The sequence below is a fragment of the Bacillus sp. FSL K6-6540 genome, from assembly GCF_038007545.1.
The window spans coordinates 626,379-649,037 of sequence record NZ_JBBOXH010000001.1; the positions used below are offsets into that span (position 1 = coordinate 626,379).

The 22,659-nt window shown below is 52.6% G+C and carries 22 protein-coding genes; 16 read left to right on the plus strand and 6 right to left on the minus strand.

Annotated elements, in window-relative coordinates; all coding sequences use genetic code 11:
* Positions 1-61 precede the first annotated feature (61 nt).
* From MHH82_RS02665 to MHH82_RS02685, 5 genes are all read left to right on the plus strand, one after another.
* Positions 62-2,467, plus strand: coding sequence for a LamG-like jellyroll fold domain-containing protein (locus MHH82_RS02665; RefSeq protein WP_340963020.1), 2,406 nt, complete (start codon positions 62-64; stop codon positions 2,465-2,467).
* Between the two features lie 67 nt (positions 2,468-2,534).
* Complete coding sequence (locus MHH82_RS02670; protein ID WP_081746347.1) at positions 2,535-2,669, plus strand: sugar ABC transporter permease; 135 nt, start codon at positions 2,535-2,537, stop codon at positions 2,667-2,669.
* A 390-nt stretch (positions 2,670-3,059) separates the two neighbouring features.
* Positions 3,060-3,464 carry a DoxX family protein gene (locus MHH82_RS02675; protein WP_012818730.1) on the plus strand — a complete coding sequence of 135 codons (405 nt, stop codon included), beginning with the start codon at positions 3,060-3,062 and terminating at the stop codon, positions 3,462-3,464.
* 21 nt (positions 3,465-3,485) lie between these two features.
* Positions 3,486-4,112 carry a nitroreductase family protein gene (locus MHH82_RS02680; protein WP_340963024.1) on the plus strand — a complete coding sequence of 209 codons (627 nt, stop codon included), beginning with the start codon at positions 3,486-3,488 and terminating at the stop codon, positions 4,110-4,112.
* A gap of 62 nt (positions 4,113-4,174) precedes the next feature.
* Complete coding sequence (locus MHH82_RS02685) at positions 4,175-5,383, plus strand: hypothetical protein (RefSeq protein ID WP_340963027.1); 1,209 nt, start codon at positions 4,175-4,177, stop codon at positions 5,381-5,383.
* An 88-nt stretch (positions 5,384-5,471) separates the two neighbouring features.
* On the opposite strand, the gene MHH82_RS02690 is transcribed toward MHH82_RS02685, so the two are convergent.
* The 6 genes from MHH82_RS02690 to MHH82_RS02715 all read right to left on the minus strand — a co-directional run bounded on the left by MHH82_RS02690 (position 5,472) and on the right by MHH82_RS02715 (position 9,985).
* Entirely contained in the window at positions 5,472-5,906 is a 435-nt protein-coding gene (locus MHH82_RS02690) for a DUF6376 family protein (RefSeq protein WP_012818733.1), read from the minus strand.
* A gap of 136 nt (positions 5,907-6,042) precedes the next feature.
* A complete protein-coding gene (locus tag MHH82_RS02695) occupies positions 6,043-6,540 on the minus strand; it encodes a hypothetical protein (RefSeq protein WP_145040063.1) in 498 nt (165 codons plus the stop codon).
* 265 nt (positions 6,541-6,805) lie between these two features.
* The gene (locus MHH82_RS02700; protein WP_009595092.1) at positions 6,806-7,456 is read right to left on the minus strand and encodes an amino acid ABC transporter permease; all 651 of its coding nucleotides are present in this window, start codon (positions 7,454-7,456) and stop codon (positions 6,806-6,808) included.
* A 43-nt stretch (positions 7,457-7,499) separates the two neighbouring features.
* Entirely contained in the window at positions 7,500-8,153 is a 654-nt protein-coding gene (locus MHH82_RS02705) for an amino acid ABC transporter permease (protein WP_036664979.1), read from the minus strand.
* A 132-nt stretch (positions 8,154-8,285) separates the two neighbouring features.
* Complete coding sequence (locus MHH82_RS02710) at positions 8,286-9,095, minus strand: ABC transporter substrate-binding protein (protein WP_009595086.1); 810 nt, start codon at positions 9,093-9,095, stop codon at positions 8,286-8,288.
* Positions 9,096-9,211: 116 nt separating this feature from the next.
* Positions 9,212-9,985 carry an amino acid ABC transporter ATP-binding protein gene (locus tag MHH82_RS02715; RefSeq protein WP_145040057.1) on the minus strand — a complete coding sequence of 258 codons (774 nt, stop codon included), beginning with the start codon at positions 9,983-9,985 and terminating at the stop codon, positions 9,212-9,214.
* A 147-nt stretch (positions 9,986-10,132) separates the two neighbouring features.
* Between MHH82_RS02715 and MHH82_RS02720 the strand changes: the two genes are divergently transcribed.
* The 11 genes from MHH82_RS02720 (at position 10,133) to MHH82_RS02770 (ending at position 22,582) form a co-directional block, all read left to right on the plus strand.
* Complete coding sequence (locus MHH82_RS02720) at positions 10,133-11,314, plus strand: acyltransferase (RefSeq protein WP_340963035.1); 1,182 nt, start codon at positions 10,133-10,135, stop codon at positions 11,312-11,314.
* A 225-nt stretch (positions 11,315-11,539) separates the two neighbouring features.
* The gene (locus MHH82_RS02725; protein WP_340963037.1) at positions 11,540-13,180 is read left to right on the plus strand and encodes a glycoside hydrolase family 5 protein; all 1,641 of its coding nucleotides are present in this window, start codon (positions 11,540-11,542) and stop codon (positions 13,178-13,180) included.
* A 28-nt stretch (positions 13,181-13,208) separates the two neighbouring features.
* Positions 13,209-13,673: a pyridoxamine 5'-phosphate oxidase family protein gene (locus MHH82_RS02730; protein ID WP_012818738.1), complete on the plus strand. Its 465-nt coding sequence runs from the start codon at positions 13,209-13,211 to the stop codon at positions 13,671-13,673.
* Between the two features lie 305 nt (positions 13,674-13,978).
* Positions 13,979-14,179 carry a cold-shock protein CspD gene (cspD, locus tag MHH82_RS02735; RefSeq protein ID WP_006207896.1) on the plus strand — a complete coding sequence of 67 codons (201 nt, stop codon included), beginning with the start codon at positions 13,979-13,981 and terminating at the stop codon, positions 14,177-14,179.
* Positions 14,180-14,275: 96 nt separating this feature from the next.
* Positions 14,276-14,512: a cold-shock protein gene (locus MHH82_RS02740; protein ID WP_012818739.1), complete on the plus strand. Its 237-nt coding sequence runs from the start codon at positions 14,276-14,278 to the stop codon at positions 14,510-14,512.
* A gap of 188 nt (positions 14,513-14,700) precedes the next feature.
* Complete coding sequence (locus tag MHH82_RS02745) at positions 14,701-14,874, plus strand: hypothetical protein (protein ID WP_009591843.1); 174 nt, start codon at positions 14,701-14,703, stop codon at positions 14,872-14,874.
* A gap of 336 nt (positions 14,875-15,210) precedes the next feature.
* Entirely contained in the window at positions 15,211-16,206 is a 996-nt protein-coding gene (locus MHH82_RS02750) for an ABC transporter permease (protein WP_012818741.1), read from the plus strand.
* A gap of 22 nt (positions 16,207-16,228) precedes the next feature.
* Positions 16,229-17,110, plus strand: a complete 882-nt coding sequence (locus tag MHH82_RS02755) for a carbohydrate ABC transporter permease (protein ID WP_145040051.1) — start codon at positions 16,229-16,231, stop codon at positions 17,108-17,110.
* A gap of 140 nt (positions 17,111-17,250) precedes the next feature.
* Complete coding sequence (locus tag MHH82_RS02760; protein WP_340963045.1) at positions 17,251-18,915, plus strand: extracellular solute-binding protein; 1,665 nt, start codon at positions 17,251-17,253, stop codon at positions 18,913-18,915.
* Between the two features lie 105 nt (positions 18,916-19,020).
* Positions 19,021-21,024, plus strand: a complete 2,004-nt coding sequence (locus MHH82_RS02765) for a cache domain-containing sensor histidine kinase (RefSeq protein WP_340963048.1) — start codon at positions 19,021-19,023, stop codon at positions 21,022-21,024.
* Positions 20,999-22,582, plus strand: a complete 1,584-nt coding sequence (locus MHH82_RS02770; protein WP_012818745.1) for a response regulator — start codon at positions 20,999-21,001, stop codon at positions 22,580-22,582. The genes MHH82_RS02765 and MHH82_RS02770 overlap by 26 nt, the downstream gene beginning before the upstream one ends.
* The last annotated feature ends 77 nt before the right edge of the window (positions 22,583-22,659 follow it).

Sequence of the window (22,659 nt, forward strand, 5' to 3'; positions counted from 1 at the left end):
GGGCATCTTGTTTTTTTATTTATGTAAGGGTTTACAAAAAATGAGGCGAAGGGAGAATCGTATGAAGAAAAACATGCTGCGTAAGACGGCTGCGGCAGGAATTGCCGTAATTTTAATGGCTGGAGGCTTAAGTACGGCAGGCCAAGGCCCTGCGGCCGGCGTTCCTGACGTATACGCGGAAGCGGCTCCGCTGAAGAAGGGGGAGAAGGCACCGGTATTCCGGGAGGCTTCCGTGCACGATCCGTCCGTGATCAAAACAGGGGATACCTACTATGTGTTCGGTTCCCATCTGGCCGCGGCCAAATCGAAGGACTTGATGAGCTGGGACATGGTCGCGTCCGGGGTTGCGACCGGCAATCCGCTGATTCCGAACGTAACGGAGGAGCTGAAGGAAACGCTGGAATGGGCGCAAAGCGATACGTTGTGGGCGGCCGACGTGATTCAGCTGGCAGACGGCAAATTCTATATGTACTATAACGCGTGCAAAGGAGATTCTCCGCGATCCGCCATGGGGATCGCCGTTGCCGATCAGATCGAAGGCCCGTATAAGGACATCGGCATCATTCTGAAATCCGGCATGTGGGACGAGATCAGTGAGGATGGAACCATCTATGATGCAACAAAGCACCCGAATGTCGTCGATCCGGATGTGTTCTTCGATAAGAACGGCAAGCTGTGGATGGTATACGGCTCCTATTCCGGCGGCATTTTCATTATGGAGATGGATCCCAAGACCGGAAAACCGCTGCCTGGGCAAGGATACGGGAAGAAGCTGCTGGGAGGCAATCACAGCCGGATCGAAGGTCCTTACATGGTTTATCACCCGGCCACGGATTATTACTACCTGTACCTGTCGTACGGGGGATTGGATGCGGTTGGCGGCTACAATATGCGGGTGGTCCGATCCAAAAATCCGGATGGTCCTTTCTACGATGCGGAGGGCAACGACATGAGAGAAGTGAAGGCCGATCCTTCCCTTCCGCTTTTTGACGACCGTTCGATTGAACCGTATGGCGTGAAGCTGATGGGGAACTACTTGTTCAAACGCCTGGTCGGCGATCCGGGAACGGGGATCGGCACCGGGGCCGTGTCGCCTGGCCATAACTCCGTCTATTACGATGAGCGGAGCAAACGAACATTCCTTATTTTTCACAGCCGCTTCCCGCAGCGCGGGGAAGAGCATGAGATCCGGGTGCATGAGTTGTATATGAATCAGGACGGCTGGCCGGTATCGGCTCCATACCGTTATGCAGGCGAGGAGGCCAAGGAGGCTAAGAAAATCACGCCGAAAGATGCGGCCGGAGACTATAAGCTGATCCAACACGGGAAAGATATTTCGTCCGTCGTCAAAGAATCGGTGCCGATCGAGCTTCATAAGAACGGTAAAGTAACAGGTGCAGCAGAGGGCGCATGGAAGATCAGCGGAAAGCGGGATGTGACGCTTACGCTGAATGGAGAGAGTTATAAGGGCGTAATGACTCCGCAATGGGACCCCGAAGCGAAGCGGCAGACGATGACCTTCACGGCCCTTTCGGCGGACGGTACCGCGGTGTGGGGCGCGCGTCAGCTTGATCGCAGCGACAGGGAACTCGTGGATGCCGTGAAGAGAGACCTTTCCCTCGGGGACGTGAGCCAAGTTTTCTACGATTTGGCTTTGCCGTCCGAGGCTTCCGGAGGTGCCGTCATTCGCTGGACCTCCTCTCATCCCGAAGTCATATCGGCGGAGGGAAAGCTGAATCGTCCTGCTGCCGGGGCGGGGGACGCGAGGGTTACGCTGACCGCTCAGATTACGAGCGGTAAAGCGAAGGCTTCCAAAGCGTTTGACGTAACCGTGCTGCAGCAGTCGGCAGGGCCGCTGCTGCTGAGCTATCCGTTCAGCGAGAATAAAGAAGGCACGGCGTTCGACGTCTCGGATAACGGATTTCATGGAAAGGTCCTTGGCGGAGTCCAGTGGAATGAGAAGAGCCGGCAGGGAGGCGGAATGGACTTTAACGGCTCGGACGGCTATATTGAACTGCCGAATCGGGTCACCGATACAGAGGACTTTACCTTTGCGGCCTGGGTATATTGGAAGGGAGGAGCACCGTGGCAGCGGGTGCTGGATGCCGGCAGCGGGCTTGCCAGGCATATGTTCCTGACGCCATCCCAACACGCCGGCGTCCTTCAGTTTACGATTCACGGCAACGGCGGAGACCAGAGCCTCCTTGGCAGTGCCCCGCTTCCGGTGAATGCGTGGACGCATGTAGCCGTGACCCTTCAGGGGGATACGGGCAAATTATACGTGAACGGACAGATGGTTGCCTCCAGCGATCACATGAAGCTGAACCCAAGCGGGCTGCTGACAACGGAAGCTTATTTAGGGAAAAGCCGGTTCGCTGCCGATCCTTACTTTAACGGAAGCTTGGATGAGGTGCGGATGTACAGCAAGGCGCTGACCGACAGTGAAATCAAGAAGCTGGCCGAGTAATCGGCCGTCGTCATGAGGCTCCATCGCGGCAGCCGTGAAGACGCTGATGGTCGGGGGAGCCACCCTGATGCAGGATCTCAATCCGAACTTTGCCTACAAAATGGCCGGGGCTACGGTGGCGGCCATACCGATGCTCATCATCTTCATCATGTTCCAGAAATACTTCACGAGCGGCATCTCGATCGGCGCGGTGAAGGAATAATTCATCTGTACTTGATGGAACGAAAGAAGGGGTCCCCAAAGATTCTTTGGCAGGGGATGCCCTCTTTTGCTGTTATAAGGCATTCCGCTATGTGACAGTGAGATAATAGACATACGAAGCATCCTTGCCGGAAAAATGGCAAGGATGTTTTTTTAGCGCTTATTTTTTAAAAATAACGGTTGACAGGAGAGCCCACATCATATATCTTGATATTAAGTTAAGTGACTATATAAAAGTTAGTCAATTGAAAGGAGTAAGTGAAAGTGCATAAACGTTAGCGAAGTAAAGCAGGTTAATCATTCTACACCTATATATCTTTATACTAAGATATTAATGAACTGGGTCGATGAATTTCTATAAATAATGAACATGAATATGGAGGCGTACAAAATGGCTATAGATATTGGATTGTTGATACTTCGTTTGGTGGTTGGGTTGTCGTTCATGGCGCACGGCGCGCAGAAACTGTTTGGTTGGTTTGGCGGTTACGGGCCGAAAGGGACCGGCGGCTGGATGGAATCGGTGGGCATTAAACCCGGCGTCGCGATCGCGGTGTTGTCAGGTCTGATGGAGCTGGTTGGGGGGCTGCTGCTGGCAGCCGGATTTCTCACGGTGCTCGGTGCAGCGCTGATCACGCTGACGATGCTGGGCGCCATCGTGAAGGTGCATGGCCGGAACGGGTATTGGTCCACAGCGAATGGATACGAGTATAATTTACTGTTGATCGCAGTGGCCGTTGCATTGGCACTCACGAGTGCAGGCGCATATTCGCTGGATGCGGTAATCTTTAACTAATCATGATGGGGGCGTGCAGATATGAGTGATTTGACGACATTAATTAAGAGCCGGAGATCGGCTAATCTGTTTATGGAAGGGATTGAAATCCCGGATCAGGATTTGAACGATATCTTTAATGAGGTTAAATATGCTCCTTCGGCTTTTAATTTACAGCACACGCACTATGTGGTGGTTAAGGATCCCGATATCAAGCACACAGTTTACGAAGCCGCCAACAAGCAGCATAAGATACTCACCGCGTCGGCCGTCATCGTTGTGCTGGGGAATAAGCAGGCCTACGAGGATATCGGAAGAATGAACGAGGGCTTTCTGAATTTGGGCGTGATCGACAAGCTTGAATATGACATGACGGTTGAATCGGTCACGAACTTTTATGAGGCGGGCGGAGAAACCTTTATGAGGGATGAAGCCATTCGGAATGCCAGCCTATCCGCGATGTTATTGATGATGGTGGCCAAGGACAAGGGATGGGATACCTGCCCGATGATCGGATTTGATCCCGATGCCCTGCAGAAGGAACTGAACATTCCGGACGCTTATGTGCCCTCCATGCTGATCGCGATCGGCAAGGAGGATGCGCGCAAACCGCGTCCCCGCGGCTACCGCAAGCCGGTATTGGAATTTGTGAGCTATAACCGATTTTAAGGGATGCAAGATAGGAACAGAAGCTCTCGAACAGGTTTTTAAACCTGGCGGGAGCTTTTTTTATGTCCATGATAAACATTCCACTCCATAATGACGATGATGAATATAAAGAGGTCGGTGTCGGTGTTTTGCCGGTTTTTCGTTATATAACGGGGGTGAACGAAATGAAAAGGGGGAAGCTGCCATATCGGCGGAATGGACAGCTCATGGTTCTGGTCGTCATCATGATGATGCTGACAGCTTGCGCGAAGGAGGCGCCGATAGCCGTTCAGACAACGCCATCGACTGTCACTGCACCGGGGGCAGGGGAAGCCGCGAAACCAGCGGAAATGCCGTCGGCGGCTAAGGAGAGTTTGCGTATGGCATTCCCGCAGGAAGATCCGGACCATCGCCAGGTCAAGCAAGAGGCTGAGCAGCCGAAGGGAGAGTCTAATCGCGATCCCGTCAAAGCGGTTCTCGACATGTACGAATCGCTTCAGGCTAACGATACCGCTTCGTATTTCCGTCATGCCGACATTCCGAGCGTCCGAATGTCCCCCGCCAAACTGAAGGTGCTGTTCGAAGAGGCGGGCAAACGTGAAGTGAGAGCGGAACGCTTCAAGCTGTTTGATAAAGAAGGGCTGGATGAGGTAAGCAGCCGGTTGTTATCCCTTACGTACGGGAGCCAGGCCGAAATCGTACTGGAGGAGCTCAGCCAGGGCGATCAGAATCTGTGGTTTGTGACGGCGTTCGCGGATGGGCTTAAAGTGGTGGAGCAATCCACGGTTTATCCGGGGGCTTACGAGCTTGGAAGGGAAGCGACGATGGAAGAGCTTATCGCGGTAGAAATCCAGCATACCGCTGAAGACAGGGCATTCTTTGCCGCGAAAGCGAAGCAGCCCGTATGGAACCCGGTGCAGACCGTTTCCTTGCTGTATCAGGCAGCGCAGGCGGAGGATGCAGAAACCTTTCACGCGATGTCGGGCGGGGTCGAGGGATATTTCTCAGGTCAGTATGACCGGGACATGGTGGAATTTACGGAATGGATGAAATCTTTTGAAAGCGTTCAGCATATGTCAATCGAATCGGTTTCGCGCGAGAATATCGCAGACGGTTATAGCGAAGAATACGATGAACGCTTTGGCGACGGTTGGCAGTTCATTGTGGCCTGGGACCCTCAGGATGAAGCAGGTTACCAAGGGACATCCTGGATTATGGCCCCAAGCGAAGACGGGACGCGATATGTCGTAAAGCAGACGCTTACCGCCAATCTGGAATCCTTTTTTGAGTAAGGAACGAAACACATACATAACAAAGCAAGCATAGCAGCCCTGCTCCTGAAGAGCAGGGCTGCTATGCTGTCGGCAAGGGATTGCATGATTATGGCTGGAGATTCTGGAGCATATCCATCGTTTCGTTAATTTTATTGACGGTTTGAACGATGTTGGAATTCTGGAAGTCGGTCACTCCGTTCTGGATTTGATCCATGTAACCGTTGATGTCGGTCAGCAGCGTGTCGTTTAATCCGACCAGCTGTTCATGGATCGTCTGCGCAAAGGCAGGGGCCTCGATACCGTTAAACTCCGAGATCCGGGTTTTCATCGCTTCGAGTTGCTCGGTCAGCGTTTCCTTGGCATCCGTATTAGTGGCTGCCTGCTGGGCGAGCTCCGGGATAGACTCGGCAAATTGGGAAGCTTCATTGATAAAGGTCGTTGCTTCCTTCGTATAATCCAAGGAATTGTTCACGCTGTCCACCAAGGAACATCCGGAGAGAACTCCCAGTACAAGTGAAATCAGCAATAATCGTTTGATCATTTCTCCTCCTCCTGTCGTTTTAAACGCAGTTCTTTACGTTGTATACGGATGACATGGAGAATGGTTGTATTTTTTTCGCATGAGCGGGCAGGTGCTTTCAGGCAGCCCTTAAGCAGAACGCCGGTTGCCGGCAGGATTAATATTTGCCCTGCAGGAAACGAATGAGTTCAATCAAACCTGCCAGGAAGCCGCCCGGCCTTGGGCCTTCGGCTGATGGAGCGGGCTTCTCGGGCTGGATGCCTTCTCCCAGGGAAGTTACGTCAACGGATGAGGAAGGACCCGTATTCCCGCATAGATGGGGTTTGAGCTTTTGCCCGCTTTTGTCGGCGAACACGATATATTCCTTGCCTGTTTCAAAGGATTCCCAGCCATTGGAATATAGGGTGACGGTAGGGGCATCCGATTCTCCCTTCCACCACTCGGAAACCTGGAATACATATTTGCTTTTGGATATATCGGCTTTAGGGTGGGATGAGGCCAACGTGCCCCTGAATACCGCATCCGAGGTTTTTAACTCCTCGGTAACTTTGCGAGGCTCCGCGCATGACAAGGCGGATGCCGTGGAGTGATCTGTGCCAAGCCATAGTCCAATCGTAAGGGAAAGAGCCATCATGGCGAGAAAGCCTTTTTTCATATTGGCGTCTCCTTTCGGGATGATTATGTATTTAGACGAGGAGAGTATCGCCATTGTTGCAGGTGCTTGCCAAAGAATGGATGGGAGGGGTAGAGCCTGGTTTAGAATGCGCAGGGGGCTGGATGCTGCAGAAACGGCAAATACCCCGCAAGCCATAAATGGCTGCGGAGCAGATTGGACGTACACGCTTATGGTGGCAGGGCACCCATTTTGTAACACGATGGTGGCAGCCCATATAGAAAGTTGAGAACGCTTAGAGCAGGGGCTATATCTGCCTTGCTTCCAGCCGCTTGGCGATGATGGACAGCAGATAATTCAGCGTAAAGTACAGCAAGGATGCGAAGACAAGGGCCGGGATGACATAGGAATAGCTGGAACCGCTTAGGATTTGCACGTTGCGCATCAGCTCAGGCAGCGAAATGATCACGGCGAGCGACGTGTCTTTAATGAGCGAGATGAACTGGCTCACCATGGGCGGGGACATCCGGCGCAGCGCCAGCGGAAGAATGACGTGCCGCAGTGTCTGCATATAAGAGAGGCCCGAGGCCCGGGCCGCTTCGATTTGGCCTTTATCCACCGATACGAGGCCGCTGCGTACGATCTCGGCGATCATGGCCCCTTCAAAAATGCTCAGTCCGACAACAGCCGCCCAGAAGGTCGGGATTCGAATCCCGGTCTGGGGCAGCACCATGCCGATGAAGAATATGATCAGCAGCAGCGGCAGATTGCGGATAATATCCACCAAAAAAGCCGTGGTCCTCGACAGGAAGGGGGTCTTCGTATACCTCACGGTCCCGAGCACGGTTCCGATGATGAAGCTGAATATAATGGATAAGCCGGCAACCTGCACCGTGATCCAAAAGCCTTGAAGGAGATATCGCAGGTTTGGCCAGGAGTATGCACCGATAAAATCCATCTCATGCCACCTCCTGTATATTGGGCAAACTTCGAACGTAACATCAATTGCTTCTCGCGAATCGGCGCTCCATATAGTGGACCGCGAGACTGAGCGGAACGGTCAGGAGCAGGTAGAACAGGGCCACAAACGTATAGACGGGTATGCCTTTGAAAGTGCTCAGGTTAATGAGATCGGCATAATACATCAGGTCGAGTCCGGCGATAACGCCCAGGACCGAGGAGTTTTTGACCAGGTTGATCAATTGGTTGCCGATGGCCGGCAGTACGATTTTGACCGCCTGCGGAAGAATGATGTAGCGCATATTCTGGATATAACTCAGCCCGGAGGAGCGAGCCGCTTCCGACTGCCCTGACGGTACCGCCTGAATGCCTGCCCGAATGGCTTCGGCGATGAAGGCAGCCGTATACACCATCAGCCCGAGCGTGCCCGAGGTGAACGGGTCGACCGGTATGCCGAGGGCGGGCAGGCCCAGGAAAAAGAAAAAGACAACCACGAGGAGCGGGATATTGCGGATAAACTCGACATAAATGGTGCCGATCGCCTTCAAGACGCGGAATGGAGCAATCCGCATAATGGCGATGAAGGTGCCCAGCACCAAGCTGCCGATCAGTCCCAGCAGGCTGGCGAGAATGGTCTGGCCTAGGCCGGCCATGAATTGATCCCAATGCTCGACCAGAATGTTGAAATCCCACAAGGTCACAAGGCTTCACCTCCAATGGGGATGATGATCGTTCGGCCGGTCGAATGAAGGCCGGGCCATTCTGGGAGGAAACCGGGATGGCTCCCGACGCCTCCTTCGGCCCGGCCCGGCCAAGTCTTGCGGCGGTTATTCCGGCTTTACGCCCATCCATTGCTCATACAGTTTGTCGTATTCGCCGCTGTCTTTCAGCTCCTTCAACAGCTCGTTGACGGTCTTCACGAATTCCGGGTTTCCTTTCTTGATCGCCATGCCGTACGGCTCATCGGTAAAGTTGCCGCCGACCAGCTCGAAGCTCGGGTCCTGCTGCTGCATGCCGAGCAGGATGGAATTGTCGGTGGTCAGGGCATCCCCCTGTCCGGCTTTGAGCGCGGTGAAGGCGTCCTGATAATTCTCGAATTCGAGAATGACCGCGTCGGGCGCTTTCTCGCGGATATTTTGCGCGGACGTGGAGCCTTTTACCGTGAGCACCTTCGTATCCTTGTTCAGGCTTTCCAGACCCGTGATCGGGCTGCCCTTCTTCACCAGCAGGGATTGGCCGGCCTCAAAATAGACATCGCTGAAATCCACCTGTTCTTTGCGTTCCTCCGTAATGGTCATCGTGGCAATAATGATGTCGATGTCCCCGTTCTTCAGCATGTCGATCCGGGTCTTGGAGGTGACCTCCTTCAGCTCGACCTTGGTCTCGTCGCCGAGAATTTTTTTGGCGAGCGCTTTGGCGATGTCGATATCGAAGCCCTCTACATTGCCAGTGGCCGGGTCCTGCAGTCCGAACAGCTTCGTATCATATTTCACGCCGGCCACCAGCTTGCCCCGTTTTTTGATCGCCTCCAGAGTGTCCGTGCTGCCGGACCCCCCGCATCCGGATGCGATCAGCATGATGACTAGCGCCAGCAGGGCCGCGCTCCACCTGAAGGTCCCCGTAAATCTTCTCTTCATATCTTTCGCTTCCCCCTTAAAAAAGTTATTTTCTCTTCATGCGTTTGGCCCCGAAGGAGCAGCATTGGTGAAGTTCCATCTTCGTCCGTACATGCCATATCCGATTTCTTCACCGGCTAGTGATGCAGCAGGCGGCTCAGAAACGCCCGCGCTCTTTCTTCCTTCGGCTGATTGAAGAACTCGGCAGCCGGGGCGTCCTCGATGATCCGGCCTTCGTCCATAAAGACGATCCGGTCCGCAGCTTCGCGCGCGAAGCCCATCTCATGCGTAACGACGGCCATAGTCATGCCTTGGTGGGCGAGCGAGCGCATGACATCGAGCACCTCGCCGATCATCTCCGGGTCAAGCGCGGACGTCGGTTCGTCAAACAGCATGATCTTCGGATTCATCGTCAATCCGCGGGCAATCGCGACCCGCTGCTGCTGCCCGCCCGAGAGCTGGGAAGGGTAACTGTTCGCTTTGTCGGCGATCCCGACCCGCTGTAGGTACGTCATCGCTTTTTCCGTCGCCTCCGCTTTCGACATTCTCAGCACCTTCATGGGCGCGAGAATGATGTTGTCGATCACCTTTTTGTGTGGATACAGGTTAAAGTGCTGGAAGACCATCCCGATATCCCGCCTGAATGTATTGATGTCGATCTTCCTGTCATGCAGCTTGACGCCATTCACGACGAGCTCGCCATCCGTAATGCTTTCAAGCCGATTGATGCAGCGCAGGAGCGTGCTTTTGCCGGAGCCGGAAGGTCCAACGATGACAACGACTTCCCCCTGGGAAATGGTCAGGTCGATTTCTTTCAGAACATGGAAGGTTCCGAAAAATTTGTTGACGCGGCTAAATTCAATCAGTAGAAATCCCCTCCTATTCACTTCGAATTGGACGCCTGCATGCATGTAAGCTATTGTCCTGTTTGGGTGCCAGGCCCTTTTTACACTGGTATGGCAAAGGGAGCTTGTTCCATGCCACTTTTAGGAAAATTTAGTATCCAAGCGGTGGGGAGTGAGATATAATAGGGGGCGTAATCTTATGAAGGAGGCAACATGGAGAAACGTGCAAAATTAACCGAAATCGACCTGGTTCGGGGCTTTGCGATGATGGGTGTGCTGATGGTGCATGCGACGTCGTTCGCCACAGTTCAGATGCGCGGGGACGATTTTTTTGGCTTGTATAACTTCCTGAACATATTTTCGAAGGTTGGAACGACCACCTTCATATTTCTGAGCAGCTTCGTGCTGTTCTATAACTATTATCACCGCCCGTTCAAGGGCCGTGACCTTGGGCGCTTCTTCAAAAACCGGCTGATGTATATCCTGGTGCCGTATGTGCTGTTCTCGGTTTTGTTCTTTACGGTGGCCTGGTATCATCGCGGGGGCGAGTCCGATCTGGCGGCGATGCTGGAGAGCTTCTGGCCCAAGCTGGCGACGGGAAAATCCTACACGCACTTGTATTTCATTTTCATTAACATTCAGTTCTATGTGCTGTTCCCGCTCGTATTGATGCTGCTCAAGCGATTCCGCGGCTTCGCGGCGGTCTGCGTGCTGGTCGGCATTGTACTGCAGTGGTTGTTCTACATCGGCAATGATGCCTGGTGGGACGTAACGAACCGGAACAGCTGGTCGCTGTCGTTTCTGTCGTATTATTTTCTCGGGGCATGGATAGGGATCTACTATGACCGGGTTAAGAACTGGCTGACTTCAGCGCAGCAGGCTGCAAGACCGGCGCTGCGCAAGCTGGGCTGGATCTTGCTCTGGGCGGTATGGCTGGGCGCCGCGCTGGTGCATATCGGCCTTCGATACAATCAGCGGCTGCTGGGGACGGAATATCACCCGCTGCTTTACGATACCTTTTGGAATGTGCATACGTTAACCACCGCCCTGGTTATGCTCCAGGTCGCGCTGCTGTTCGGGAATAAGAGCGCTTGGTGGTTGAACGGGTTTAGACGGCTCGGAGTGTATTCCTTCGGCGTTTATCTGGTGCATCCGCTGGTGCTGCTCTTTTACCGGGACTTTCCTCCGCGGACGGAGAACTCCTGGCTGCTGCTTGCGTGGTATGCCGGCGGGCTTGCCAGCGCGGTGGCGGTTTCGTATATAGCGGTCTACGGCATTAGCCGCCTGGGAGGCTGGACCTGGATCTTCTTCGGTAAGCTGCCGGGCAGCTTGCGGAAGGGAAAAGCATCCATTCCTTCGGTTCCGGTCAAGCCAGTGACGGAGGTGTCATCCTAATTTTGGAATATTGGAAAGGCGTTATCTTCGATAGGAGGAGAGCGCCTTTTTCTATTGGCCGGCGGCCGATATTTCAGGATGATTCCCTGATTTTCGGAATGAGGCTTATTGCCCTGTATGACATGTTATATTTTGTTTGATGTTTGGCCTATGGGTGGAATGTCGTCGTTGATAGTTCGAGGTCAATTACATTCGTTACAGACATGGAAGCGAGGGAATGCCAATATGAATGATAGCAGAAATCCTTTGGTAAGCAGTTTCGTTAAGGCGGACGGCAAACGCGTGGTGAATGGGGACGGGCAGGAAATTCTGCTGCAGGGGGTCGGGCTTGGCAGCTGGCTGCTGCCGGAAGGCTACATGTGGAAGATGCCGGAGCAGGGAGACCGCCCGCGGCGCATCGAAGGCATGATCAGGGAGCTGATCGGCGAAGAGAAGGCGGCCGCATTCTGGGAGACCTATTATGATCGGTATATCTCGGAAGCCGATATCCGGCAGATCGCCGCGGAAGGCTTCAATTCCATCCGGGTGCCGATCAATGCCAGGTTTATCATGGAGGAAGGGCAGCATCCGCCGTTTGCCTATCATGAAGGCCATCTGAGGCTCATCGATCGAGTGATCGATTGGTGCAGGACGTATTCGCTGTATGTTATTCTGGATTTGCATGGCGCGCCCGGCGGGCAGACCGGCGCCAATATCGACGATTCCGAGCGGGATTTGCCGGAGCTGTTCACGGATCGGCTGAACGCGGAGCGGACCGTGGCGCTGTGGCGTATGCTGGCGGAACGATATAAAGACGAGTGGATCGTTGCCGGTTACGACCTGCTTAACGAACCGCTGCCCGACTGGTTCAGCGAGTACAATGACCGGGTGATGCCGCTGTATAAGGAAATCACCGCGGCCATACGCGAAGTGGACAAGCGTCATATGATCATTCTGGAAGGCGTGCACTGGTCCACGGACTGGAGTATTTTTGACGATAAATTCGATGATAACCTGATGCTGCAGTTCCATAAATATTGGAACAATCCCGACACGGAGAGCATTCAGAAGTATATCGATCTGCGCGAGGAGTGGAATGTGCCGATCTTCATGGGCGAAGGCGGGGAGAACAACCCGCAGTGGTATACGGGGGCCTTCCGGATGTTCGAGGACCATAACATATCCTGGAACTTCTGGACCTGGAAGAAGATGAACACCCGGAATTCGCCGTTCTCGATCCGCATGCCGGAAGGCTGGGATAAGCTGACGGGTTACCTGGAAGGCGGTGAGAAGCCGTCTCCAGCCGAAGCGGAAGCGATTCTTGGCGAATACCTGGACCGTCTTCCGCTGGAAGCCTGCGATGCCTACCCGAACGTAGCCCGGTCGCTGCTGCGTCGGCTGCCCATTCAGATTCCGGCGGAGTTTTACGGGTATCGGGGCGAGGGCGTTTCGTATCATGTCGAGAAGAAGGCCAGCCAGAATATCGGCTTCCGCATTTCTGACGGCGTTCCGATGCGGATGATGACGGGCAAGGCGGAGAAGCCGAGCTACGCTTCGGAAGGCGGCAAGCCGTGGGCAGAGGATAACCTGGTATGCGTGCAGCTCCGGGAGGGCGATTGGCTTGCTTATGATGCGCTTTGCGCTGGCGCAGGCATCTTTCATCTGGATGTTCGGGCCCTGATTCCGGAGGGTGCGGTGGATATTATGCTGCAGGTCGGGGATCGGGAGCCTGAAGCCATTTCCTTGTCGGGCACGGGCGAAGGACAGTGGCACGTTCATAGGCTGGCCGGGGGGATGCCGATTGAGGAAGGCCCCGTGGATCTGGTGTTCATGGTGAATAAGGGCCGCATCGAGCTGGATTGGCTGGAATTTACCGAAGCGCGTTAAATGGATAAGGTGAAGGAGAGATGGTGCTGTGACGGAACAGGCGGCAATATCAGAAGGATTGTGCCGATGGCTGGACGGCTCCGATCTGGAGTCGAAGCAATACGAAGCGATGCTGCTATTGAGCGTAACGGAAGATGGATGGCCGAATACGGCCATGCTCAGCGTAGGGGAGGTTCTGGCCTTGGACCGGAACCGGCTTCGGATTGCATTATGGCAGGGGACGGTTACGACGGGCAATCTCCTTCGGTCCGGACAGGCTACCTTGGTAGCCATTCATGATGGAGCGGCTCATTATGTTCGGCTGCGCCTCCAGGCGCTTCCCGATCTGCCCGATGCCCGGCATCCGCGGCAGCGTTTCGATGCCGAGGTCGTCGCCGTTCGCGAGGATATCGCGAAGTATGCGGATATTACGTCGGCTATCAGGTTTCAGCTTCACGAGCCGGATCAAGCGTTGGAACGGTGGAAGGAAACGCTTGAGGAATTGCGGAAGTAACGAGGGTTGTTCGTATAATTCCTGCTCCATATATAACTCCCGGGATATGACGGGAGTTATATATGCCTGCTCGTGCTTAATCGGAATGATGCCGAAGAAGACAACTTTAATTTTTCCGCAGAATCTTTTGCTTAGGTATTTGCTATCGTCGTTCAAATGTGTTAAGATATGAATATCGAAATCGACCTGAATTCACATATTGTAGAGGGTTGTCATTTCTGGTAACCTTGTGCAATATGTGAATTTTTTTATTCCGTCTGCGAAGAAAAAAGGTCATGTAAATATATATCAAGGAGGATTCCCCCATGCAAACAGGAACTGTTAAATGGTTTAATGCTGAAAAGGGCTTTGGTTTCATCGAAGTTGAAGGCGGTAACGATGTATTCGTTCACTTCAGCGCGATCCAAGGCGACGGCTTCAAAACGCTTGACGAAGGCCAACGCGTTGAATTCAACATCGTTGAAGGAAACCGTGGACCACAAGCTGAGAACGTTGTTAAATTGTAATTACAATTGAAGACTGCCCTTAATGTGCGACATTAAGGGCAGTTTTCTTTTATACGGCGTTTCTATTTTCTAAGACGAGAATAAGGAGGAGCGTTCATGTATTCGCGTAAAAACTCGATGGAGAGTATTCCTGAGGAAATAACGGAAGTGTGGGCATGCACGAAGGAAGACTGCAAAGGGTGGATGCGGGACGATTTTGCGTTCGACACGGAACCGGTATGCCATTTGTGTCATTCCCCTATGGTCAAGGAAACGAGAAGCCTGCCGCAGCTAGTTAATACCAATAAACAACAGAAATCTCTTGCTAAGGGGATTCAGATCGAGCGCAAATAGCAGCTAATACCTAGAGAAAGCGCTGGGCAAACACTAATTCTTCTTGAAGCTACCTTCGGATTTTATGGTAAATCCGTCTATTTCTGTTTCATTGGAAGGAGAATGGTTAGTAATACGTGTACCCTTACATTCTGGGTCAGAATGATTTCGCAGCATAAGGGACGCAAAATTCAAAGGAGTGAAATGTATTGAACACGCAAACCGAGGTACTGAAGCGTAACATCGACAACATGATCATTCAGGAGAACCAAGGCGGCTTGAACGATCAGGAGAAATTCATCATGCAGAAGCTGATGCGTGAGAAATACCAGCAGGAACACGAAAGCAAACAGGAACAGCGCGAGGAAGACAAAGAGGAATAACGGGGAAACCGTTTGATATACGTTAGAACAAGGATGACATGGAAGCCTTGCCGATCAGAGAATCGGCTTGGGGCAGTAAATCATCCAAGAGAGAAGGCATGAATGGCAGCTACTGAGGCGGCTGCTGTTCATGCCTTTTTTTTGTGTCCCGGTCAGGAATGGGAACGATATTTCGTTTGGGGGGCGCAATTTTCGTTCTTGCCGTTGTTTACCCGAAAAATGAGCCCCTTGATACGAAATCTGAAACCTTACATGCAGACCATGTACGATTTACAATAGAAATATAGAGAATGTAAGGGTTTTCAAAATGATAGGATCAACTTGGAGGTCATAACCATGCAAAATCAACTTCATGCCGACGTTTCCGAAACCGGTGTCGGTCCCTCGATGGAGCCTTCTGTGCAGGATAAGAGGAAGCTTGACAGAAAAAGGTGGCTCAGAAAGCTCTACGGCCAACGACATCTTCAAATTATGGCGCTGCTCGGCGTTGTGTGGATGATCATCTTCAACTACATTCCCATGTACGGTGTCATCATTGCATTCAAAGAATTCAACATCGTCAAATCCATCGGCGAAGCTCCCTGGGTAGGGCTTGCGCATTTTAAGGAATTTTTCTCGGACGAGGACTTTACCAACGTCATGCGGAACACGCTCGGGATCAGCTTGCTGAAGCTGTTCATCGGATTTCCGCTTCCGATTATCTTTGCGCTCTTCCTGAACGAGATCCGGTCGGTTCGCTACAAGCGAACGATCCAGACGATCTCTTATCTGCCTCACTTCTTGTCATGGGTCATCCTGGGCGGCATTCTGATGACCTGGCTTGCGGATATCGGGATCATCAACAATATCTTGCTGGCCCTGCATATTATCGATGAGCCGATCACGTATTTGGCCGAGCCGAAATACTTCTGGGGAATCATTATCACTTCGGATATCTGGAAGGAGCTCGGGTGGTCTGCAATCATCTATCTGGCGGCCATTGCCAGCATTTCGCCGGAAATGTACGAGGCCTCCACGATTGACGGCGCCGGCCGGTTTCAGAAAATGTGGTATATCACGCTGCCAAGCATCAAGTCGACCATATCCATCCTCTTCATCCTTGCGGTCGGCGGTGTGCTGAACTCCAACTTCGATCAGATTTTGGTGCTCCGGAATTCGCTGAACGAAAGCGCGAGCAACGTCATCGATATTTTTGTGTACCACACCGGGATGCAGAACGGACGTTATTCCTACGCGCAAGCCGTCGCATTGTTCAAGTCCGTCATTGCGATCATCCTGCTGTTGATTGCGAACAGGGTGACCAAAAAACTGAACGACACCTCGCTGTTCTAACGAGAAGGGAGAATGATATACCATGCTTAAACGCAGAACCAAAGGCGAAGCCTTCTTTGATATATTCAACAACTTCGGCATGCTGATCGTATGCTTCCTGACGATCTACCCGATCTGGTACGTGCTGGTAAATGCCTTCAATGACGGGCAGGACGCCATGCGCGGAGGAATCTACTGGTGGCCGCGGATGTTCAGCCTCGAGAATTTCAGCGCGGTGTTTCAGAGCTCCGGCATCATGACGGCGATGGGCATCACCGTAGCCAAAACCGTGATCGGCGTGTTCATCCACGTCCTATTCACCGCGATGGTCGCTTATGCATTTTCGCGGAAGGGTCTGATCGGCGGCAAATTCTATATTCTGCTTGGAACGGTAACGATGTTTTTCGGCGGCGGGCTGATTCCAACCTATCTGTTGATCAAGGATTTGAATATGCTCGACAGTTTCCTGGTGTACATCATACCGGCCATGTTCAGTTTCTTTGACCTCATCATCTTCATGACCTTCTTCCGGGAAATTCCGGACGGTCTGGAGGAGGCGGCGAAGATTGACGGGGCCAACGACTGGTCGATCTTCCTCCGGGTCGTGCTGCCGGTATCCATGCCGGTTATCGCAACGATCGCCTTATTTCACGGAGTTTATCAGTGGAACGACTATTTCACCGGCGTCATCTATATCAACAATACCGACCTGCAGCCGATACAGACATACCTGTATAAGGTCGTTGCTCAATCGAGCTCCAATCAGATGATGGCCCAGGTGCCGGGCGGCGTAGCCAAGACGGTCACTTCCCAATCGATCAAAATGGCGACCATGGTCGTAACGACGGCGCCGATCGTATTCGTTTATCCGTTCCTGCAGCGATACTTCGTCAAAGGGATGATGATCGGCTCCATTAAAGGTTGATTCACAGGATTCGTTGTTAGCCTTCCTTTCCATCTCCCGGGGAGACCCGGGGGAGGGGAAATCTTACAGGTAGCTTCTCTTGCCTAATTCGGCGGGAGTTCTATATAATCATATTTTTAAATAAGAAAAGGGGTAAACACATGAGCAAGATGCTTAAGCCAAAGAGCCTTCTGTTGTTGATGTTCGCACTGGTCATGGCCTTTACAACAGCATGCTCGTCCGGCGGTGACAATAACGCGTCGGAAAAAGAGGAAGACAAACCGGCAGAAGAAGTAAAGCTGACTCAGGATCAGCCGGGATGGGAAGTCGATACCTCCCCGATTACGTTTGATTGGTACATCAACTTCGCCTGGTTCCCGAACAAATGGGGCGAGGACATTACGTCGCAATACGTAACGAAGAAGACGGGGGTTAACGTCAACTTCATCGTACCGGCCGGGAACGAAGCCGAGAAGATGAATACGATGATCGCTTCCGGCACACTGCCTGATTTTATTACGCTGGGATGGTATGAAGACGCTGTCAAAAAAATGATCGAAGGCGACCTCGTTCTGCCGCTGAACGAACTGGCCGACCAATACGATCCGTATTTCTATAAAGTAACCGACCCTGCGAAGGTGTCGTGGTACACCAAGGATGACGGCAATATTTACGGTTATCCGAATGCCTCCTCTTCACCGAAGGACTATGAGAAGTTTGGCGATAACATTACCTCCAACCAAACGTTCCTGGTCCGCAAAGACATGTATGAGGCACTCGGAAGCCCGGATATGCGCACGCCGGAAGGTTTCCTGAAAGCGCTTGAGGACGCCAAGAAAATGTTCCCGGACGTGAACGGACAGCCGCTTATTCCGTTCGGATTGCATGATTTCCATGAGAAGGGCAACAGCTCCCTTGAGGGCTACCTGCAGAACTTCCTCGCCATTCCGCAGGATAAAGACGGAAAACTGTATGACCGCAGCACGGATCCGGAATATGTAAGATGGTTGAAGACGTTCCGTATGGCGAATGAAAAAGGTCTGATGTCCAAGGATATTTTCGTGGATAAACGTCCGCAGATGGAAGAAAAAATCGCACAGGGCCGCTATTTCGCGATGCTGTACCAACGCAGCGATATGGCGAACCAGCAGAACGCGCTGTATGCAAACGATCCGAACTCCGTGTACATCGCGGTGGACGGACCGGCTAACTCCAATCTGGATCAGCCGACTTTGTCGGGTCCTTCGATCTCCGGCTGGACGGTAACCTTGATCTCCAAGAACGTAAAAGACAAAGCACGTGCCATTCGCTTCCTGGATTACCTGATCTCCGAAGAAGGCCAGCGTGATACCTACTTGGGCGAAAAAGGCGTGACATGGGATACCATTGACGGTAAAGATCAATTCCTGCCTGAGGTTGCAGAGCTGCTGAACAGCGACCGCGGCGCATTCGACAAGAAGTACGGAGCATCCCACACCTTCTGGATGATGATGGATACCAACATCACGCCGGCTTGGGCGCCTCCGGCCGTGGAGCCGTTCAAGCAGATGGAAGACTGGACCCGCGGCAAGACCCAGAGCTTCTCGCAATTCGATCAGCTGGATCCGGATGCCAGCTCCGAGGAAGGCATCATTAACGACAAGGTCATGAACGAGTGGGGCAAAATCCTGCCGAAGCTGATCTTTGCCAAAACGGATGCCGAGTTCGATCAGATCTGGAACGATTACCAAGCGAAGCGCGAATCGCTCGGATTCGCGAAAGTTCAGGAATACAGACAGAAAGAATACGAAGAGAACGTCAAGAAGCTTGAGGAATTCCTGAACTAAGGATTTTGGCTCGAGCGCGAAAAAAACAGAATGCAGGCGCAAGGTACCCTATGATCGATTTTGTCGAAATAGGGTGCCTTTTGTCGCATCACGAGCTAATATAGGATGGTATCCGATCGGCTGATGCTGCCTTTCCATCCAGGACTCGGTTACGGTTATTTCATGAAACGGGATGTGACAGTCATGATGAAACGAATGGCATCGCTTATACAATCGTTTACCTATTGGATTGGCCGCAGGTCGATGCAGAGCCGTTTGGTTGCTGCCTATATTTTGATTTTGCTGATTCCGAGCATGATCGTGTCGAATTATTTTTTCAAGCAGATTCGGGATACCTATATCAGCGATGCGCTTAACCAGAACTCGTTCCTGCTGGAAATCGAGAAGATGAACATGCTGAACCAGATCGAGGCGATCGAAATGGCCGCACAGCTGGCGATTTCGGACGACGGGATCAAGGATTATCTTAGGATTAATGAAGAGCCTGAGCCGGCATGGCTAATCGATTTGGCATGGGGGCCTTTCAAGGACATACAACGGATCCAAACCAATAATCCGAATATTACGCATCTTCGGTTATACACCAACAATTCGAACGTGACGGAGATGTGGCCGATCATTTTCCATGAGAAACGGATCGCAAGCGAGCCGTGGTTTCCCAAGGTCAAGGAGTTGGACGGCGGGGAGATGTGGGTATTCAACCACCGCGATCCCGATATTCTGCAGCGCTACGCCGCCGACGTGTCCGAAGAGCAGCCGAAGGTGTCCTTGATCCGCCAAGTCCATAACGGGAATTACAGCGGCGTGATTCAGGTGGATATGCTGCTCAAGTATTTTGCTCCGAAGACCTTTGCCGGTATCGTGGATGACAGCTCGCAGATGGTCATCGTGGATCAGGAAGGGAAGCTGTTCATGGATCGAAGCCAATCGTTCATGACCAGTCACGAGGGACTCCGGGACGAGGTGGAGCTTCAATTCGCTAAGCTGAAGCTGCAGACGGGCGACTCCGAGGAGACCATGCATGCCAGGTTCAGCCTGGAGGGTTCCTCGTTCCTGCTGATTGCGACGCCGATGGAGCGGCTTCATGCCCACGTGCTGAATGTCGTTTCCCTGGAAGGGGCGCTGAATAACGTATCCAAGGCCCAGGGACAGATTATAGCCGCGAACGTCGTGCTGATCATTCTGTTGTCGATTATTACGTATTACTTAAATTCCATTATCCTGAAGAGCCTGCGTCGTTTAACGGAAACGATGAAGAGAGTCCGCAAGGGAGAGGTTACCGCGGCCATTGCGATCCGGGGCGGCGGCGAGGTGGGCGAACTGGCGCATCATTTTAACAAATTGATCCGCACCATCAATGAACTGATTGCCCAAGGGGTTCGCAAGCAGGCGGTGACCAAGGAGGCGGAGCTGCGCACGCTGCACAGCCAGATCGATTCCCATTTCCTATACAACACGCTCGAAAATATTAAAATGCTGGCCGAAATCGAGGGACAGCGGACGATTTCGGACGCGCTGACCTCCCTAGGCGGAATGATGCGTTATAACTTCAAATGGTCGGGAGAGTACGTCAAGCTGAGGGATGAGATTCGCCATATCCGCAACTATATCGATGTGATGAATATCCGGTTCGACGAGCCGATCCGGCTTGAACTCAACATTCCGTCCGAATACATGGAACTCGAGGTATTGAAAATGTCGCTGCAGCCTATCGTGGAAAATGCCGTCAAGCATGCTTGGCCGGAGTTCCCGGATCAGGAGAAGCAGGTCAAGATCGATGTCATCGCATGGGAAGAGGACCAGATTACGATTAACGTCACGGACAACGGAATCGGGATCGAGCCTTATCGGCTGGGAAGGCTAGGCGAGATTTTGCGAACGGCGGACGACGAGGAGCTCCCTTCGGGAGATTATGGGCGCGGCGGCGTGCAGGCCGGTGGAATCGGGCTTCGAAACGTTCACCAGCGAATCCGGTTGTTCTACGGGAATGAATATGGAATCGAAGTGAAGAGCGAAGAGGGGAAGTTTACGCAGGTGACCATGACATTCCCTAAAGTGCTGTTAACAGGAGGAGGCAGTGGACATGAGAAGTCTGATGATCGTGGATGATGAGAAGAATATCCGGTATGGCCTGAAAACGATGATTGAACGGGAGTTCCCGGATCAATACGAGATCCGTTTGGCTGCCCAAGGGCAGGAAGCGCTGGAAGCCTACAACGAACAACCGGCCGATATCGTCATTACGGACATCCGGATGCCGGTCATGGACGGAATACGCCTGATCGAGGCACTGGCCGAACGGGAGGGTCCGCTGGGCGTTAAACCCGTCTTTCTGATTCTTAGCGGGTATGACGATTTTGAATATGCGAAGGCGGCGATCCGGTACCAGGTGAAAGAGTACCTTCTTAAGCCGATTCGACGGGACGAACTGTTCGCTGCCCTCCGAAAGACAGAAGAAGTTTTGATCCGGCAAGCGGACTTGCATGACCGCATGGCGGCCAGTGACGCATATCTTCAACAGCTGCAGACCCATCGGCTGAAGGAACTCCTGGAGCGGCCCCAAGGTGTGAATGGGGAGCCGGAGGCTGCCGCGGCTGAAATCGGATTTGATTCCTTCGTAAAGCCATTTCGGGTAGCGGTGATGAAATACAAATACGAAGACGGCAACTCCATGAACAAAGATGAGCTGAAGCAGCTGATTGATAACATGACGGCTTCGGTGGAAGGGCGGATCAATGCGTGTTTCCTGGACGGTAAGGGGAGGGTCGTGCTCATCGGCAGTCCGGACGGACAATTCGAGAAGCTGGCACGGCAGTTTACCGAGCGGGAGATGGACGGGCTCTTCGTCGGAATTAGCCGGAAAGGCTTCCGGTTCGAGGATATTCGGAGCTGTTACAACCAGGCGCTGACCGCTTTGAGTTATACGTTCATTCACCCCAACGTCAAACTGATGAGCCATGATGACATTCAAGGGGAGCTGAACACGTACCCGGTGCCGGAAGAGAATATCCGCAAGCTCGGCAACATGCTCGGCACGGAACGGGAACGGGAGATCAAGGCGCTGCTGCTGGACATTTTCCATATCGATGACATGCCCCATGTGGCCATCGATTATTTGGAGTTTGTCAGCAAACGGATTAATGAACGGGTGCTGGACGAAGTGTTCCGCGTGTACGGAGACTCCATGGTGGAAGTGTTGAAGCTGTACCGCAAGGTTGGGACGATGGACAATTACCGTCATTTCCATACGTATTTCAGGAATCTGGAGCATCTGCTGCTGCACGTGAACGAATATGTGAAAGGGATCCGTTCCGCCCACAGCGAGCATTCCGAGATCAAGGCAGCGGTCAGCTACATGGAGGAGAATTATCACAGGCCGCTGAACATGGCAATGGTCAGCAATTATGTATCGTTGAATTATTCGTATTTCAGCGAAGCGTTTAAGGCACATACGGGCGAAAATTTCGTGGTTTATCTCAAAAAGCTGCGAATAACGAAAGCCAAGGACCTGCTTCAGGACGGTGACATGAAACTTGCCGACATCGGCAAAGCGGTCGGGTTTGAGAACACCAAGCAATTCTCGCGCGTCTTCAAAGAGCTGGAAGGCATCTCGCCGCATGAATACCGGATCAAGGTGCAGACGGATGCAGGCTTGCAGCAGGAATGATTTCAAAAAAACGCTGGGAGGACCAGTCGCCAAAATGGTATTGTCTATGAAGGGAGAACCTTGTCCGTCAAGCGGCA

Bases quoted from the DNA above. Each gene is read 5' to 3' on its own strand.
- MHH82_RS02665 (WP_340963020.1), top strand. From the start codon at position 62: ATGAAGAAAAACATGCTGCGTAAGACGGCTGCGGCAGGAATTGCCGTA.
- MHH82_RS02670 (WP_081746347.1), top strand. From the start codon at position 2,535: ATGCAGGATCTCAATCCGAACTTTGCCTACAAAATGGCCGGGGCTACG.
- MHH82_RS02675 (WP_012818730.1), top strand. From the start codon at position 3,060: ATGGCTATAGATATTGGATTGTTGATACTTCGTTTGGTGGTTGGGTTG.
- MHH82_RS02680 (WP_340963024.1), top strand. From the start codon at position 3,486: ATGAGTGATTTGACGACATTAATTAAGAGCCGGAGATCGGCTAATCTG.
- MHH82_RS02685 (WP_340963027.1), top strand. From the start codon at position 4,175: ATGTCCATGATAAACATTCCACTCCATAATGACGATGATGAATATAAA.
- MHH82_RS02690 (WP_012818733.1), bottom strand. From the start codon at position 5,906: ATGATCAAACGATTATTGCTGATTTCACTTGTACTGGGAGTTCTCTCC.
- MHH82_RS02695 (WP_145040063.1), bottom strand. From the start codon at position 6,540: ATGAAAAAAGGCTTTCTCGCCATGATGGCTCTTTCCCTTACGATTGGA.
- MHH82_RS02700 (WP_009595092.1), bottom strand. From the start codon at position 7,456: ATGGATTTTATCGGTGCATACTCCTGGCCAAACCTGCGATATCTCCTT.
- MHH82_RS02710 (WP_009595086.1), bottom strand. From the start codon at position 9,095: ATGAAGAGAAGATTTACGGGGACCTTCAGGTGGAGCGCGGCCCTGCTG.
- MHH82_RS02715 (WP_145040057.1), bottom strand. From the start codon at position 9,985: ATGCATGCAGGCGTCCAATTCGAAGTGAATAGGAGGGGATTTCTACTG.
- MHH82_RS02720 (WP_340963035.1), top strand. From the start codon at position 10,133: ATGGAGAAACGTGCAAAATTAACCGAAATCGACCTGGTTCGGGGCTTT.
- MHH82_RS02725 (WP_340963037.1), top strand. From the start codon at position 11,540: ATGAATGATAGCAGAAATCCTTTGGTAAGCAGTTTCGTTAAGGCGGAC.
- cspD (WP_006207896.1), top strand. From the start codon at position 13,979: ATGCAAACAGGAACTGTTAAATGGTTTAATGCTGAAAAGGGCTTTGGT.
- MHH82_RS02740 (WP_012818739.1), top strand. From the start codon at position 14,276: ATGTATTCGCGTAAAAACTCGATGGAGAGTATTCCTGAGGAAATAACG.
- MHH82_RS02750 (WP_012818741.1), top strand. From the start codon at position 15,211: ATGCAAAATCAACTTCATGCCGACGTTTCCGAAACCGGTGTCGGTCCC.
- MHH82_RS02755 (WP_145040051.1), top strand. From the start codon at position 16,229: ATGCTTAAACGCAGAACCAAAGGCGAAGCCTTCTTTGATATATTCAAC.
- MHH82_RS02760 (WP_340963045.1), top strand. From the start codon at position 17,251: ATGAGCAAGATGCTTAAGCCAAAGAGCCTTCTGTTGTTGATGTTCGCA.
- MHH82_RS02765 (WP_340963048.1), top strand. From the start codon at position 19,021: ATGGTATCCGATCGGCTGATGCTGCCTTTCCATCCAGGACTCGGTTAC.
- MHH82_RS02770 (WP_012818745.1), top strand. From the start codon at position 20,999: ATGAGAAGTCTGATGATCGTGGATGATGAGAAGAATATCCGGTATGGC.